At 41.2% G+C, this 15964-nt stretch carries 15 protein-coding genes and 2 pseudogenes; 9 read left to right on the top strand and 8 right to left on the bottom strand.

What is annotated here, in order from left to right; translation table 11 throughout:
- Positions 1-254 precede the first annotated feature (254 nt).
- Both NSTCB13_RS17505 and NSTCB13_RS17510 read right to left on the bottom strand, forming a co-directional pair.
- Positions 255-626 carry a hypothetical protein gene (locus NSTCB13_RS17505; protein ID WP_445631484.1) on the bottom strand — a complete coding sequence of 124 codons (372 nt, stop codon included), beginning with the start codon at positions 624-626 and terminating at the stop codon, positions 255-257.
- A gap of 48 nt (positions 627-674) precedes the next feature.
- Positions 675-1584 (bottom strand): annotated as a pseudogene (locus NSTCB13_RS17510) (polysaccharide deacetylase family protein).
- A gap of 1715 nt (positions 1585-3299) precedes the next feature.
- Here NSTCB13_RS17510 and lepB point away from each other — a divergent pair.
- Positions 3300-3872 carry a signal peptidase I gene (gene lepB / locus NSTCB13_RS17515; RefSeq protein ID WP_445631482.1) on the top strand — a complete coding sequence of 191 codons (573 nt, stop codon included), beginning with the start codon at positions 3300-3302 and terminating at the stop codon, positions 3870-3872.
- A 79-nt stretch (positions 3873-3951) separates the two neighbouring features.
- Here the strand turns inward: lepB and NSTCB13_RS17520 are convergent, their stop codons facing one another.
- Positions 3952-4485: a helix-hairpin-helix domain-containing protein gene (locus tag NSTCB13_RS17520; RefSeq protein ID WP_448273298.1), complete on the bottom strand. Its 534-nt coding sequence runs from the start codon at positions 4483-4485 to the stop codon at positions 3952-3954.
- Between the two features lie 14 nt (positions 4486-4499).
- Entirely contained in the window at positions 4500-4874 is a 375-nt protein-coding gene (locus NSTCB13_RS17525) for an NINE protein (protein WP_194042368.1), read from the bottom strand.
- A 182-nt stretch (positions 4875-5056) separates the two neighbouring features.
- On the opposite strand from NSTCB13_RS17525, the gene NSTCB13_RS17530 reads away from it, so the two are divergent.
- The gene (locus tag NSTCB13_RS17530; protein ID WP_448273300.1) at positions 5057-5989 is read left to right on the top strand and encodes a DnaJ domain-containing protein; all 933 of its coding nucleotides are present in this window, start codon (positions 5057-5059) and stop codon (positions 5987-5989) included.
- A gap of 126 nt (positions 5990-6115) precedes the next feature.
- A pseudogene (locus NSTCB13_RS17535) lies at positions 6116-6440 on the top strand (DUF1825 family protein).
- 93 nt (positions 6441-6533) lie between these two features.
- On the opposite strand, the gene NSTCB13_RS17540 reads toward NSTCB13_RS17535, so the two are convergent.
- Positions 6534-8459 carry a transglycosylase domain-containing protein gene (locus tag NSTCB13_RS17540; protein ID WP_445631479.1) on the bottom strand — a complete coding sequence of 642 codons (1926 nt, stop codon included), beginning with the start codon at positions 8457-8459 and terminating at the stop codon, positions 6534-6536.
- Positions 8460-8632: 173 nt separating this feature from the next.
- On the opposite strand from NSTCB13_RS17540, the gene tyrS reads away from it, so the two are divergent.
- The 5 genes from tyrS (at position 8633) to gmk (ending at position 12988) form a co-directional block, all read left to right on the top strand.
- Positions 8633-9823, top strand: coding sequence for a tyrosine--tRNA ligase (gene tyrS / locus NSTCB13_RS17545; protein ID WP_448274176.1), 1191 nt, complete (start codon positions 8633-8635; stop codon positions 9821-9823).
- Between the two features lie 108 nt (positions 9824-9931).
- The gene (gene pyrF / locus NSTCB13_RS17550) at positions 9932-10648 is read left to right on the top strand and encodes an orotidine-5'-phosphate decarboxylase (RefSeq protein ID WP_448273301.1); all 717 of its coding nucleotides are present in this window, start codon (positions 9932-9934) and stop codon (positions 10646-10648) included.
- Positions 10645-11325, top strand: a complete 681-nt coding sequence (locus tag NSTCB13_RS17555; protein WP_445631477.1) for a hypothetical protein — start codon at positions 10645-10647, stop codon at positions 11323-11325. Before pyrF ends, NSTCB13_RS17555 begins: the two co-directional genes overlap by 4 nt.
- A gap of 630 nt (positions 11326-11955) precedes the next feature.
- Complete coding sequence (gene remA / locus NSTCB13_RS17560; protein WP_041233849.1) at positions 11956-12222, top strand: extracellular matrix/biofilm regulator RemA; 267 nt, start codon at positions 11956-11958, stop codon at positions 12220-12222.
- Positions 12223-12388: 166 nt separating this feature from the next.
- Positions 12389-12988 (top strand): guanylate kinase, encoded by a 600-nt coding sequence (gene gmk / locus NSTCB13_RS17565; protein ID WP_448270214.1) that lies wholly within the window; start codon positions 12389-12391, stop codon positions 12986-12988.
- A gap of 98 nt (positions 12989-13086) precedes the next feature.
- Here the strand turns inward: gmk and NSTCB13_RS17570 are convergent, their stop codons facing one another.
- The 3 genes from NSTCB13_RS17570 to NSTCB13_RS17580 form a co-directional block, all read right to left on the bottom strand.
- Positions 13087-13608 (bottom strand): photosystem I reaction center protein subunit XI, encoded by a 522-nt coding sequence (locus NSTCB13_RS17570; RefSeq protein WP_445631476.1) that lies wholly within the window; start codon positions 13606-13608, stop codon positions 13087-13089.
- A 276-nt stretch (positions 13609-13884) separates the two neighbouring features.
- Positions 13885-14034, bottom strand: a complete 150-nt coding sequence (gene psaJ / locus NSTCB13_RS17575; RefSeq protein WP_094349471.1) for a photosystem I reaction center subunit IX — start codon at positions 14032-14034, stop codon at positions 13885-13887.
- 39 nt (positions 14035-14073) lie between these two features.
- Positions 14074-14568, bottom strand: coding sequence for a Photosystem I reaction center subunit III (locus NSTCB13_RS17580; protein WP_448273303.1), 495 nt, complete (start codon positions 14566-14568; stop codon positions 14074-14076).
- A gap of 316 nt (positions 14569-14884) precedes the next feature.
- Between NSTCB13_RS17580 and tsaD the strand changes: the two genes are divergently transcribed.
- Positions 14885-15934 (top strand): tRNA (adenosine(37)-N6)-threonylcarbamoyltransferase complex transferase subunit TsaD, encoded by a 1050-nt coding sequence (tsaD, locus tag NSTCB13_RS17585; RefSeq protein ID WP_448273304.1) that lies wholly within the window; start codon positions 14885-14887, stop codon positions 15932-15934.
- The last annotated feature ends 30 nt before the right edge of the window (positions 15935-15964 follow it).

Genomic DNA, 15964 nt, shown 5'->3' on the forward strand with positions numbered 1-15964 from the left:
AGAGGGGAGCAAAAAGCCTAATTTTTCGTTGCTCCTCCCTCTTTTCTCTTCTCTTTCAGAGACGCTAACGCGAACGAGACGCTGCGCGAACGCAGGAGAGGGAGGCTGGGTGGGTGAGGTCTGTCGAATTCACGTTTAATTAAAACACTCGTGTAATAACTCCGTCGAACATCCCCAAGAATAATCTAAAAACAAATACTTCTAAAACAAAAAACAGAAAAAGGTTACATTTATAGTTTAGGAATTTATGAACGCTAGCGAAATACTTTTCTCATCATAAATATAGCTATACTTGCACCTATTGCCCCCAACATACTCGGAATAAAAAATCTAAAATCAAGAGGAAAATTAATAATTACTTTAAGTATTTCATTTGAATTTTTAAATGAATCTTTATTAAGAATAATATACCCAATTACTAGACATTCATATCCTCCAATAGCAGCAATTAATAGTCTAAATATTTCAATAAAAAAATTGGTTTTCCTTGTGATAAGTAGAGTAGCTATTCCTATAAATGCTCCTCCAAAAAAGGGTAGCCCAAATATTATTGCCAGAATTATTAAGAACTCTAGAGTGCTTGGTGGCTCAGGAAAAGGTGATGCAAAAAATATTATGATAAGCATTGATAATGTTAGATCGTCTGGTTCCTAGATAATCTAAATTAATCATTATTACTTTTTGGTAGCAAGCAACTTTTGGTCAGCATCTTCGATTTCTAAAAGTTCTGGAATCGTCACAAAGCGATAGCCTTGCTTCTTAAAGTTGCTAATAATTTCTGGTAAAGCTTGCACAGTTCTAGAACGATTACCACCACCATCATGCATCAGCACAATCCCACCAGGTTTTGAATCTTTAATCACGTTATCGATCAACTTTGGTACAGTTGGTAACTTGTAGTCTGTGGAATCAGCCGACCACATCACCACAGCATACTTTTGTCCTTTTGCATAACCAGCTAATCCATTGTGTAGCATACCACCAGGCGGTCGGAACAGATTTGTTTTGACACCTGTAACTTGATAAATTAAGTCTGTTGTGCGCTCAATTTCAAAAGCAGCTGCTTGTTGATTAAAGAAGTGATACCAGTGATGCCAAGTATGGTTGGCAATGACGTGACCTTGAGCGACAATCTCCTTTCCTAACTCTGGATAATTTTTGAGGTTCTGCCCAACTACAAAAAACGTCCCTTTGATATTATTTGATTTCAGAATATTTAGCACTTGCTCTGTAGTCTGAGGCCAAGGACCATCATCAAAGGTAAGAGCAATTACTTTCTCACCCTGAGTGAGTTTTGCAGCATTAATTATTGCCCCTTGAAAACGTGATGGTATGGGGTAGGCTAGACCCTTTGTTTGTGCTTCTTGCTGCCAACTTGTAAGCATCGCCGCCTTTAATTTCTCAATGCGTTGCTGAGTTCCTACGTTTGCAGATACATCCTTGATATTTATACTTGGGTCTACTCTGAGCATCCGAAGCATTTGGCCTTAGAAGCATCATAAAAGCAAGACTAAAAACACCACCTAAAGCAAGTAGCGCAATTAATATTCCTTCTGGCCACAGAAACGACTTATTGTTTTCCACCTCAACGCTCCTTCAAAGATCGAACCATCACCACAGTTATGACGGTACGTTATAGCACATTTTTATTAGATATTTAGATCCCAGCTGCTTTCTGGTAATCATGAAAATTAGAATTGGTACTAACGAGAATTCAGAATTGATAAGACAGACTATATTGCTTTAACTGAAATCTATACGCTCTCGATTTGGACAGCGTTGAATATACAATATTTGCTACTGTTTAATTTCAACCCAGTCATAAAAGGTAAGCTTTGCGCTTCCACATTCTCACCACTAGCTCGAAGAAGAAGAGGAACACAATCAAATAATTAACCACACCCCAAAATCCTTTTAAATAGGAGTTCTGAATTAGTGTTGTTTTTCGCTTCACCGCTAAGGCAGCATTATCCTTTCAAGTTTTATAGCTTTTCAAATAAGATGAACTTAGTTGTCATACCTACAATTTGCACTTTTCGCAGACTGAAGTTTTTTTAGTCAGACTTTCTCACTGTAAAACTGCATAGTTTACAACTTAAGTGTATTGTTTGATTAACATACAAAATTACTTAAAAGGGTGCGGTCTCTTTAAAATAAGAGTCTGGTAAACTATTAGTTCTATCTTGATAAGATATATTTTACTGCCTGTTGCCATTGTTTCCTTTTTAAGAAAAAGTTAAATTTTTAACTGACAGAATGTTACCTTGTACTTTCTATGAAATAGACCAGACGAAAATTGATTCAATATAGTTTCTCATTGGCAAGGGGCATTTATTGTTTCAATCTAGTTACCTTTGACTTATTCAAGAAAAATAATTCTATCAGCAGCTTATTTCTCTTTCGGATGCTGATACTTTAGCTCAAATTGCTAGTAGCCTTCTGTCTGTGAATGTTTTTTTCGATAATTAAGTATGTTTATATCTTAATTAATAGTACAGTTTAATATGCACTGTCACCGTGTAATTACGGAAATTAATTTCGTAAATATAGGCAAGTGATTAAAATCACAATAGAATAGCATTTATCCATTGAAGTAATAAAGTCTATATTTCATCTTTAAAAGTAGTATTTTTTACTAAAAACGCTGTTTTGAACTATATTTATGCATTTAAAAGTACATTTAAATTTTGGTTAAGTTTATGTAATTTTACTTAAAAAATGTATTTTCTTGTAACTCAACCTCCAGCAAAACTGCCCGACGCTCTCTGCGAGACGCTGCGCGTAGCTTGCTTCTCTGTAAGAGTACGCGGACTCGCTCTCAGCGAAGCCATGCCGTTGGCGCAGCCTCTCGTAGAGAAGGCCTTACGCTGCGCTATCTGCCTTTTTTCAGTAAAGTGAGGTAGATACTATCAAACATCAGGTAGATTATTTTGCAACTATACGACCAATTTTCTGTTTAAAGAAAAAACCTACTGGTTGTATCGCTTTAGCAGTCTGTAACTAGCTTATTTTGCAGGAAGAAACAAAACTTACAATTGTCTCATAACTTGCTTTATAATTACAGCAATTAGAATTTTTTATTTTTAATTATCTATTTAGCAATCCTAACTATTAGCTTATATTACCTTAGACAAGTCATAGTTTCTTTACAGTACTTTTGCTTATCTTTAGCAAATGGGTAAGTGTATTATTTAATGTCTGTATAGGTTGACCTTAAACCCTGTTTTCCTATTAATATAACTTTTGAGTCAAAATAATCAAGGTATTTGTCTCACTTCTGAAACTGGCTAGAAACTTTTATGATTCCTCACGAAAGTGATGCAAAAAAAGAGCGTGCGTCGTTAAAAGTATGGCGTAGTTCGCAAGAAAATCTGATTTTAATTGCGATCGCACTGTGTTTGGCATTCCTGATCAGGACTTTTATCGCCGAACCGCGCTATATACCTTCTGACTCGATGTTACCCACCTTACATACTGGCGATCGCTTGGTAGTTGAAAAAATCTCCTACCATTTTCACCCTCCCATAACTGGCGATATTATTGTTTTTCAGCCACCCGCAGAACTACAACGTCGAGGATATCCCAAAGACCAAGCGTTTATCAAGCGAGTTATTGGCCAGCCTGGTGAGGTAATTAGTGTTGCTTCTGGCAAAGTCTACCTCAACGGTCAACCCTTGGCAGAAGACTACATCGCTGAACCTCCAAATCAGCCATATCAAGCAGTGAAAGTCCCAGAAGACGAGTTTTTTGTTATGGGAGATAATCGCAATGATAGTAATGACTCTCGCTATTGGGGCTTTTTACCCAGAAAAAATGTCATCGGTCGGGCAACGTTTCGCTTTTGGCCTCTCGATCGCATTGGGTTTATTTAATCAGTTTTGGATTTGAGATTTTTCTTTCAATCCAAAATTGCCAGAGTTAGGAGTTATTTTAAGACTTCTAACTTTTAACTTAAAACCTCAAATAATACATTATCTGGGCGATCGCATCACCAGTTAACTCCAGCCGTCGCTGGAAATCAGCCAGGTTACGGTAGGGACCGGCTGATTGCCGATTTTGCACCACTGCTTCCGCCAAAGATAAATCTACAAATGGAATTTGTGCTAATTTTTCAACGGTTGCTGTGTTCGGGTTGACTAAATGGGTAGGATTTTCTAAAGATTCGTGGTCATAGTAAATAAAATTCAGCAGAGGCTTTAATGGCTCTAAGCGCGGCGCTGGCATACCCAAAGCCGCAGCGATATCTTCAATACAGTAAAATTTCACACCTGAATGTGAAAGTTCCACAAGCGATCGCGCTTGGTGAATTGACAAACCTGGTAGGCGTAACCAATCATCTACAGTGGCTTGATTAGCATCAATGCGGATACCTAATTGGGCCGCTATTTGAATTTCTTCCCCAGATTGTAGGCGATAGTAGGGATCGTTGAGGAGCTTGGCGCGGAGTTTTTGCAGTCTGGAATTTAAAGGTAGCCAGTTATTCATGATTGTTGCTTACCTTAAGAAATCTGGTCTAGCAATTGGCGGCGCTTTTGTTCAAATTCATACTCTGAAATCAGTCCATCCTGGCGCAGAGCATCTAATTCTCGCATTGCGTCAGCGATCGCTCCCACCTGATTAATCGCTTTTTGCGAGTTCCTTGCTGCTGACTTGCCTAGATTAAAATTGCGATCGAAAGCTTCTTCGTCTTGGGCTAAATACCAAACTCCCTCAATCGCACTAGCTACCTTGGGGATCGGCGTCCAGGAAAGCAACACATATAAAACACCCCACAACGGCTGTCCTAGATAGAATTTATGTAATCCTGAAATTGTCAGCGTGCCAGAAAAAGCTAAAACAGCGGCAACACTTCGGCTTTTGCGCTTAGTCAACATATTTCTAATAAATATACGAATACCATAATTTCTACAATAAGACAGCCAAAAGGCACAGAAACAATTCATCCCTAACTAAATCTTCCCAATCCCCAATTTGAAGAAATTTGAGTAAGTTTCACATGACTGTGCATTGAGCTTTGATGCTAATTTTAAGTTTTTAACGGATCTAGATTACTACGATGTCACAGACTTTCCTACCACCAGAATGGTTTAAACAGCTTTGCGATCCTTACGCTGTGCTAGGAATTTCTGTGAGTGCTGACGATCGCCAGATTTTTAAACGCTATCACACTTTAGCGAAACTGCTACATCCCGATCGCTATGCTAAAAGTTGCAATCCAGAACAAGAATTAGCAACGGCAATACTTAGCTATTTAATCAATCCAGCTTACGAACAACTCAAAAATCGACACAAGCGTTTGATTGCTATAGCCATGCTGCGATCGGACGCAAGAGTATTACAGCAGCAAGATTTGTGTAGGCAAAGTGCCATAGCTCAGGAAATTATAGAAATGTCTGCACCCCAAGCAGAATTGTTTTACGAAGAAGCGATCGCTTCCTATGCAGAAGCTCAATACAAATCACTCCATCAGTTTTATCAAGTTACACAACAAATTAGTATACTGAATTTAGTTTACTTACAGTTGCATAAACCTGACTTGTTTCTACCGCAAAAAGCTGTTCGCATCATCCCGGAAGTAGAAGTCAAGCCAATTGAATTGACATTTAATCAAGAAACTAATGTCAAACCAGTTTTGACAAATTACGCCCAACGTCACTACCAGCGAGCGATTGAGTACGTCAGGCTAGCCAATTGGGCCCTAGCCGTACAAGAACTGCGCGATGCCATCAAGTTAGAGCCAAATAACAGCGACTATTATGCTTTATTAGGTTTAGTACATCTAAAACAGAAATTTATCGGGATGGCCAGGGTTTATATCCGTCAAGCATTAAAACTTAACCCGCAAGATTCACTAGCTCAGAAATACGCTACCAGACTGAAAATTGAACCGGGTGAAAATACCAATCCGAAATCAATGGCTAAAGCTCTGAGTATTGCGAGTTTATTAAGTCGATTTAACAAGGGGAAACCTTCTCAAGTCAAGTGTTGAAATTTCGGTAACAAACCGTACCAAAAGCGAAGCTTCGTGACTAGATTACTCCCCTAGACTAAAATAATAAATAGAAGTAAAACTATTAAGCTACTGAGTCTGGGCGCTCGGTTTAGTATAAGCAATATGGGATTCTTCGATTCTGAAATAGTTCAGCAAGAAGCAAAACAGCTGTTTGAGGATTATCAAGCGCTGATCAAGCTTGGCAACAGCTACGGCAAATTTGACCGCGATGGCAAAAAGCTGTTTATTGAGCAAATGGAAACCATGATGGATCGGTACCGCATCTTTATGAAGCGCTTCGAGCTATCAGAAGATTTCATGGCACAAATGACAGTAGAACAACTGAAAACCCAATTAGGGTCAGTTCGGTGTTACTCCGCAACAAATGTTTGACCAAATGCACCTCACTTTAGAACGGATGAAAGCCGAGCTAGAAAAACAGCCCTAGCAAAAGTTAGAAGTACAGACGCGATTAATCGCGTCTCTACAGGAGTTAGGAGTTGTCAATCAACTCATAACTCATAACTTATCGCTTCTAACTTTAATTTGACTTGGGACGAGAAAACTGGGAAGGTGGCTTGAAGTTTTCTACAGGTACGTTTTTAAGTGCCTTCTCCATAAAATCTTTCCAAATGGGAGCAACCATGACACCACCTGTGGCATGGTCAGCTAATTGTCTATTGTCATCTCTCCCTACCCAAACAGCAGTTGTCAACTGTGGCACAGTGCCAACAAACCAAATATCTTTTTCTGATGATGTTGTTCCCGTTTTCCCTGCGGCTGGGCGACCGATCGCAGCACTTTTACCTGTACCTTCAGTGATTACCGATCGCATCACATCGATAATTGCAGCTGATGCCCAAGGATCGAGAACTAGTTGCGGTTTCGGGGTATTATCCAGCAACACATTACCACTACTATCGGTGACACGGGCAATTACAGTTGGTGGAGATTGCCAGCCATAATTAGCAAAAGTAGCGTATGCACTAGCCATTTCCAGAGGGGTGACACCAATTGCACCAAGTGGCAAGGAAGTCACAGGTTCCATCGGACTCGTAATTCCTAAAGTCCGGCAGGTTTCTATGACTCTATTCATCCCCACAGCCTTACCAACCTTGATCACAGGAATATTTCGCGATTGGGCTAAAGCTGTGCGAATTGGCATTGCTCCCCTAAAACTACCATCATAATTTCTGGGAAAGTACCAACCGTTACCATCTCGATAGCTGACTGGAGAATCATCCACCGTTGAGTCTGGTGCATATTTCCCACTAGCGAAAGCAGTATAATATACAAACGGTTTAAAAGAAGATCCGGGCTGGCGCTGAGATTGAGTCGCACGATTGAATTCACTGATCTTCGGATCTATACCACCCACCAATGCTTTAATAAAATGCGTGCGTGGATCGACTGCTACCAGGGCCATTTGATTCTTAGATAATCCCTGCTCTAAAAGTGTTTTATGCCACTTCGTAACAGTTTCCTCAGCCATGATTTGGAAGTTGGCGTCAACTGTAGTTTGCACCCGCATCCCGCCTTTGAGTAGTGTCTCACGCCCAAACTTCTTAGCCAACTCCTGCGCTACGGTATTGGTTACATAAGGTAGGGCACTACCTTGAAAGGATTTGATTTTACCAAGTTTGATTTCTTGCTTGAGGGCATTATCGTATTCTGACTGGCTAATCCAGTTCAATTCCAGCATCCGTCCCAGCACTTCTTTTTGTTTCTGTTTTGCCAGCTTCATGCTCACAAACGGGCTAAATTCTTCTGGTGCTTGGATCAAACCCGCCATCATTGCTGACTCACCCAAGCTTAAATATTCTGATGATTTATTAAAGTAACTGCGGGCTGCCGTTTGTACACCATAATTGTTATGACCCCAATAAACTTGATTGAGGTACATTTCTAATATTTGGTCTTTAGTGAGAATTTGTTCTAACCGGATTGCTAGCACAGCCTCTGCTAACTTACGGGTAAAGGCCCGCTTTTGAGACAAAAACAGGTTTTTTACCAACTGCATAGTAACAGTGGAGCCACCTTCTTTGACTCCACCTGCTACAGCGTTAACTACTATAGCCCGGCCAACACCAGTAGGGTTAATACCGTGGTGATCGTAGAAGTGGCTATCCTCACTTGCCAATACTGCCCGTTTTAAGTTCGGGGAAATTCTATCTAGGGGTACGACTTCCCGATTGGCTTCCCCGTGAATACTCGCTAAGAGTTTGCCCTTAACGTCATAAATGTAAGTAGTTTCTGAGGGAAAGAAGTTACGTAGCTGTCTGACATCTGGCAAATTACGGAAACTGATGGCTAAACCAACCAGTCCTCCGGCTACAATGGAACTTGCCAGCATGGTGATTGAGAGGAGAGTACCGCCAGTTACCTGACCGACTCCTTTCAAAAACTCAAAACCTGATGAAGCCCGACGCTGTGGCTGTTTATCTTCAAAAGTCCTAGACGACGACACGGCTATTTCACTTCCTCATTTGTAAATTTAACTGTAATTGATTGGGTGAAGCAAGGCGGTTAGTTTTTTGCAATTATAGTAGTTTGGCGGATGAGAAAGTGGATAAATTGCAAGTGTTTATAACCAACTTAACTTCTAGTGTGCAAAACATAGGTAATAATGAATCTCTTAGCATGACGCCAGATTTTGCTTGGTTGCGTCGTGGTGTAGTAGAAGTATTCCCACAATCAGTTGATGTTAACAGCGAAAGTCTAGAAAGGCTCTTACAAACTACAAACAAACCTTTAAGGGTCAAATTGGGGATTGACCCTACTGGTACTGATATTCATCTTGGTCATAGCATACCAGTACGAAAACTGCGAGGATTTCAAGATGCAGGTCATACAGCAGTTTTAATTATTGGCGATTTTACAGCGCGTATTGGCGATCCAACTGGTAAATCTGAAGTGCGTCGTCAGCTTACAGAAGCAGATGTAGCTCAAAATGCTCAGACTTATTTAAATCAAGTACGTCCTATCTTGGATTTTGACACACCAGGAAGGTTAGAGGTGCGCTATAACTCCGAATGGCTCTCTAAGCTCAACTTAGAGAAAATTTTGGAGTTACTCTCGACGATGACGGTGGGGCAGATGTTAGCGAAGGAAGGATTTGCCGATCGCTATAAAAAAGAGAATCCGATTTTTATCCATGAGTTCCTGTACCCGTTAATGCAGGGTTTTGATTCGGTTGCAGTTGAGGCAGATGTAGAATTAGGCGGCACCGATCAGAAATTTAATATTGCTGTAGGCAGAGATTTGCAGCGCCATTTTGGTCAAAAGCCCCAATTTGGAATGCTACTGCCAATTTTGATTGGCACAGATGGCGTGCAAAAAATGTCTAAGTCTTTAGGTAATTATATCGGATTGTCAGAACACCCAGGACAAAAGTATCAAAAGTTGCAAGGAGTTCCCGATCATCTCCTAGAACAGTATTTTGAACTGTTGACGGATTTACCTTTGGATCGACTGCCAGAAAATCCCCGCGATCGCCAAACACTCTTAGCATGGGAAGTTGTTAAACAGTACCACGGCGAACAAGCAGCTCAAGAGGCAAAAGTTGCAGCGCAAAGCGGCGGTAAAGAAGGTGCAGTTCCAGAATTTTCTCTAGCTGAGGTATCGCAGTTCCCTACGAAGTTAGCGTATATTCTCAATGTCACTGGCTTGTGTAAAAGTACAGGTGAAGGAAAGCGGAAAATTCAAGAGGGTGGAGTGCGTTTAGATGGCGATCGCATTACCGATGCTGATACCACTTTCGATGCTCTTGGTGAATTACAAGGTAAAGTTTTACAAGTTGGAAAAAATAAGTTTGTGCGCTTAGTACCCTAAATTGGGAGTAAGAATGAAAAAACTAATGACAAATACAACTCTTGGAGAGGCTGCACTTCGACTACGCTCAGTGACCACGCCAACGACTACGCTCAGTACAAGTGACCAATGACTAATGACAAAATAATTGTGGCTTTGGATGTACCGGATGAACAAAGTGCGATCGCCCTTGTAGATCGACTTGAGGATGTTACTTTCTTCAAAGTAGGTTTAGAGTTGTTTACCAGCACTGGCCCGAAAATTCTGGAAGTGCTAAAATCCAGGCAAAAGCGGATTTTCCTGGATTTAAAGTTTGATGACATCCCCAACACTGTTGCAGGTGCTTGCCGTAGTGCAGCTCGTTATGGTGTGGATTTATTGACAATTCATGCTACGTGTGGTAGAGAAGCTCTCAAGGCTGCAACAGAAGCGGCACAAGTAGGAGCAGCACAAGCGGGTGTAAAACCACCAAAGTTAATTGCGATTACCCTGCTAACAAGCATTTCTGCTCGGCAGTTGGCATTTGATTTAAAAATCCCCCTAGAATTGCCAGAATATGCTCTAGAAATGGCCCTACTCGCTCAAGAATCTGGTTTGGATGGGGTAGTTTGTTCGCCTCAAGAGGTGGCACAGCTACGACAAACTTGTGGAAATGACTTTTTGCTAGTTTGTCCAGGGGTTAGACCAACTTGGGCTGATATTGGCGATCAAAAGCGATCGCTCACTCCAGCTCAAGCTATTATTGCCGGTGCAGATTATCTAGTGATTGGTCGTCCCATCACCACTGCTACTGAGCCTGAGTTAGCCTGGAAGAGAATTTCTGAGGAGTTAATCGCGGTGGCATGAAGCTAAGAGTCAGTGAGAAACTCAGAGTGCAGGGTGTAGAGAAGAACAATCTTGCCTCTTCACTCAGTCAGAAACATTATAGTTTCCTGTTTGCTTGTGGCTTCTGGGTTGTAGTTTCAAATAGCTTTGCTTACCCAGCCTTCTCGATAAACCCTATCCCTAAACCCTCGACGCTTGCAGAAAGGGAAAATGCGAACAGTGGTGCGAAGTCTTTGTGTTCTGAGCAAAATTTAGAAACATTAACTATACAGCTACTGCAAAAATTACCTAGTTATACCAATCGCGCTAGTCAACGCGCCCGCCGCCTCAGTAGAAGCAGTCAGGTTTACAGTTATATGTTAGTGGCAGGAAGACCTGAGTTTAATCCTCTGCCCCTTAACCTGGAAGAATATAGTGCAGATGTGTCTAAAAGTGCTGCATCAGGAGTTAAGCAAGTTTTCTTTACTACCTTGGAGCGGCAGTACATAGATCGGAAAGTTGTAGAATTGCAAGAATTTCACTGGCTGTTATTGACTAACACTAAAAGTGGTTGGCAACTAGTGATGATGTTTTCTCAAGCAGGTTCCTATTCACAACAGCAACCACTATCTCCACCACGAGATAGTAGTAACGGTACTGTTGCCCAAGGGGTTAAAGCTTGGTTGCGCGATTGTGAAGCTGGAAGTTTACGTCAATAAAACCTAATTCCCAATCTTCGTAAATTAGAAGAATATTAAGTAATATCTAAAAATACTTACTCAAATTCTCTATAAACAGGATTATCACTTGTAGTTAGAAACTACATTAAAATAATTGCAATAACAAGATTTAGAACATCTTGATTAGGATCGTTTGATTGAGGAGATTCAAAGATTGAATAATGAACAACAACACAAGTTTGAAAATTATTTACTTTCTTTGAAATGCTCTGGCACGGCATAGCCCCTTGTTAAAGGTAAGCTAACTTTTTACAGCATGGCGTAAAGAAACTACTCATTTCAAATCAGTAAAATGCTTACGCTGTATACCTGTTTGAATTTTGTTCGCGAGTTTGCAAGCGTCATTGTGAATTTTGAATTCGCCTCTTGCAGTACTAATTATTTTCATAGAAGCTACATTAGCTAACTAGCTCGTATCAGTATGATTTTACCTGTATCTTTAGGAATATTTTTAGGAAAAATAGCTAATAAATAGCTAAAAGAAGCAGACATTATTTAAAAACGGAGATTGGCTTAAATTTAAGCGTTGTAACTCCCGTTTTTTGGCGATAACATGGAAAGAAGTTTATTTCAAGCTTTATCAAACCGCCTTTAGCGTCAGTTTTTTTTATGGACATTCAGTTAATTAACATCGGGTTTGGTAACATCGTCTCTGCCAACCGAGTAGTTGCCATTGTCAGTCCAGAGTCTGCCCCAATTAAGCGGATTATTACCGATGCACGAGACAGAGGTCAACTGATTGATGCAACTTACGGTCGTCGGACTAGGGCTGTAATTATCACCGATTCCAGCCACGTAATTCTGTCAGCGATTCAGCCGGAAACGGTAGCAAATCGCTTTGTGATTTCTCGCGAGCATCAAACTGTAGATAATTGACTAGCAGGGGGTTTTTCCTACTCCTCTTTGCACCGTATCGGTAGTACCATGTGAATTAGACAAATTTTTTGTCACTCTTGCTACAAATTCCTTAGTCACCAGTGGACTAGACCAGGAATACAAGACTAATGAATAATATGTATTGATTGATTCACAGGTTGAAGGGATGATGCCAGTTTTACCGATCCAGAGTAGTGCGACTACCGAAGAATGCTTACATTTAGGCAAATTAATTGTTTTAACTGGCCCTAGTGGGGTCGGTAAAGGCACTTTAATGCGATCGCTCCTAGAGCGTCATCCAGAACTCTATTATTCTGTATCCGTAACAACTCGTTCTCCCCGTCCAGGGGAAATCGATGGCAAAAGTTATTACTTCATCAGTCGCAGTAAGTTTGAACAATTAGTTGCTGAAGGCGAATTTTTAGAATGGGCAGAATTTGCTGGTAACTATTACGGCACACCCCGTGAAGCAGTACTTAACCAAATTCATTTCGGTAAGTTGGTGGTGCTGGAAATTGAACTAGAAGGGGCAAGACAAATTCGTGCTTCCTTCCCCAGTGCCCTCAGCATTTTTATTTTACCGCCTTCCTTTGATGAATTAGAGAAACGAATACGCTCTCGTGCCCAAGATTCTGAAGAAGCGATCGCCCGTCGTTTGCTTCGCGCCCAAGAAGAAATTCAAGCCGCAGATGAATTTGATATTCAAATCGTTAATGACGATTTTGAAACTGCTTTAAATGATATTGAAAGAGTTTTGTTTAAATAAATTAGGAGTTAAGAGTTAGAAGTTATGAATTTAAACTCCTAATTCTTAACTCCTGTACAGACGCGATTAATCGCGTTTCTACTGCTAACTGCTAGTAATTAACCAAATAGACCTTGAATTAGTGCCAAATTACTGGTCAAAAAGTAAGCAACTACTGCACCACCAATACCACCAATTAAGAAAGAACTGCCGAAGTTGTTCCAGCTTTCTTTAGAGTTAAAAGCATCTGCTGGAGGCTTGGGTACGGTAACACTAGGAAGTGCTTTGGGTGGATTGCTATTTGCATACAGCGATAGAGCGCCTGTGAGAACTACAACCAAGCCAATAGCTGACAGTAACCCAGCTAAGTTAGCATTATCTGTGTCCCGCAGTGGGCCTAATTTGGCAAAGGGGCCAAATAGCCAGTAACCATGAGCCATACCAACTTCCAAACCGCGTCTAGCAGGAGCCAAACCTGGGCGATAGGCAGGTAAATTATTAATAAACCCCTTGATCAAAGGAGAAGAATTAACCGGGGTTTCTAAGTTGCCTAACTGTGGATCGCCAAATGCGGGAAAAACAACTTCCCGATTTCTAGGATCGCTGGGAAGATTCTTTGATGCATCTACTGCTTGTGCCATATTTTATGTTCGCCTCTAAATTAAAATGGTGGCATTTTTATATTAATAATAATTGTCGCTAAAGAAGCATTTTGTTTAGGAAGTTTAGAAAAATTAATTTAGCTGATTTTAAAACCGTGAAACTCGCGATCTGTAAACAGTATCACGAGTTTCAAAAAACTATTTTTGCCGGCTATTTTAGTGATAATTCTGCCTAACTAAGCTGAAAAAATCAACTACACAATATTAAGCAAAAAACAAGACATTGATTCACCAGTCCTAAATCCTATCTGACACTTATGGTAGTGGGTGGAAAAGTAGGTCGGGGAAAAAGCGGTTGAATTCAATCAAGATACCTGCTGTGATGAACAGCCATATCGTAGCGGCCACGGGCGCTGTGGAAATGAATTTAATCAAATAAGCTGATTGATCGCCTTTGTCTGCCATGAATTTAGTCTCCAAAACGAATGAATTAGTTAAGCTGATTTAGCGTGGGGAAATGGGGATTTCTGTATCCTTGGCTGCTAATTTTCCAGAGAGAAATTCTTGGACTGCTGCTACTGGCCAAGTAAAGCCTGACGCTATGATAGGTAGTGCCAAACCAAAATCGATTTGGATTTCTTTTAGTTCAGTGTTCGGGTCTTTTTTGACTGCTTGCAGATAGGCACGACCTACCCAACCAATCCAACCAGCAATATATAGAAACAAAATGCTAGGGATCAAAAAGTCACCAGCACGATCTAGACGACCATCAACAATCAAGTGAGGATATCCTTCAGGACCGCACAGCGCCTGAGAATAACGCTCAAACCGCTTTCTCCCAGATTCAGGATCGGCGGTGGTATTACGGGCATTAGCTGCTAGCTCTTGAAAAGCGGGATTGTCTTTGCACGGTGTCAAATTAGCCCCTAAAGCTTGTGCTGGGGGGGCAAAATTGAACCAAAGACTAATCGCTAACATCAAAGCAAACAATCGTCGCATAGAGTTGTTTCCTTTTATTACAAAACAAGAAGTTCTTTGTACAAAACGAAGCGGCTTGTACAGTTGTTTATTTGCATAACTAGGAAGTCATCATACTCTTGGGTGGGAACCGAGTAAAGTTTAAGTAAATAAAAGTTAAAGCTTCTCAACCAAAATTAGTGCTGTTAGCGGAAGCGGGGCGTTTAGCCCGTGCTGAGTTCCGAGTGCCGAGGATAAGAATTGTTGTAGGGTAGTAAAGAAGCAAGATTTTTTCTCTACTATTCAGGACTTAGGACTCAGGACTCAGAACTCAAAAACTCAGCAATCAGCACTCTCAATGACAACCGTTTTAGCAATAGAAACCAGTTGTGATGAAACAGCCGTCGCAATTGTTAACAATCGTAAAGTTTGCAGCAGTATCGTAGCCTCGCAAATTCCAGTCCATCAGCAGTATGGCGGGGTAGTACCAGAAGTAGCGTCTCGCCAGCACTTGGAAACGATAAATGTTGCGATCGCACAAGCCTTAGAGCAAGCCCAACTAAATTGGGAACAAATTGACGCAATTGCCGCCACTTGTGCCCCTGGACTTGTAGGAGCGCTATTGGTAGGGTTAACTGCTGCCAAAACTCTAGCGATGGTACATAATAAGCCATTTTTGGGAGTTCATCACCTCGAAGGTCACATCTGTGCAACTTACTTGAGCGAATCAACTTTAAATCCCCCTTTTCTTAGCTTACTGGTTTCAGGCGGACATACAAGCTTGATTTATGTCAAAGATTGTGGTATCTACGAAACTTTGGGACAAACCCGTGATGATGCTGCGGGTGAAGCCTTTGATAAAGTGGCGCGATTGTTAAAGCTGGGTTATCCCGGTGGGCCAGCGATCGACAAGTTGGCACAGCAGGGTAATCCTCAAGCCTTTGCTTTACCGGAAGGAAAAGTTTCTTTACCTGCTGGGGGGTTTCATCGTTATGATGCAAGTTTTAGTGGGTTAAAAACGGCTGTATTACGTTTAGTGCAGCAGTTAGAGAAAGATACTGGACAAGTACCAGTGGCAGATATAGCAGCGAGCTTTCAGGATGCGATCGCGCGATCGCTAACCAAAAGAGCGATCGCCTGTGCCCTTGACTATAATTTAGACACAATTGCCATTGGCGGCGGTGTAGCAGCTAATAGCGGCTTGAGAAAAAATCTCCAAGCCGCCGCCGTTAAACATAACCTACGCGTCCTATTCCCACCTCTAAAATTCTGTACCGATAACGCCGCCATGATTGGCTGTGCCGCCGCTGACCATCTATCCCGTGGTCATACGTCTCCCCTGACACTAGGCGTTGAATCTAGATTAGGGCTTACTCAGGTGATGAAATTGTATCAGCCTGTTGAGTAGTCATTTGTCATTTGTCCTTTGTCCTTTGTC

This window comes from Nostoc sp. DSM 114160 (assembly GCF_053470305.1).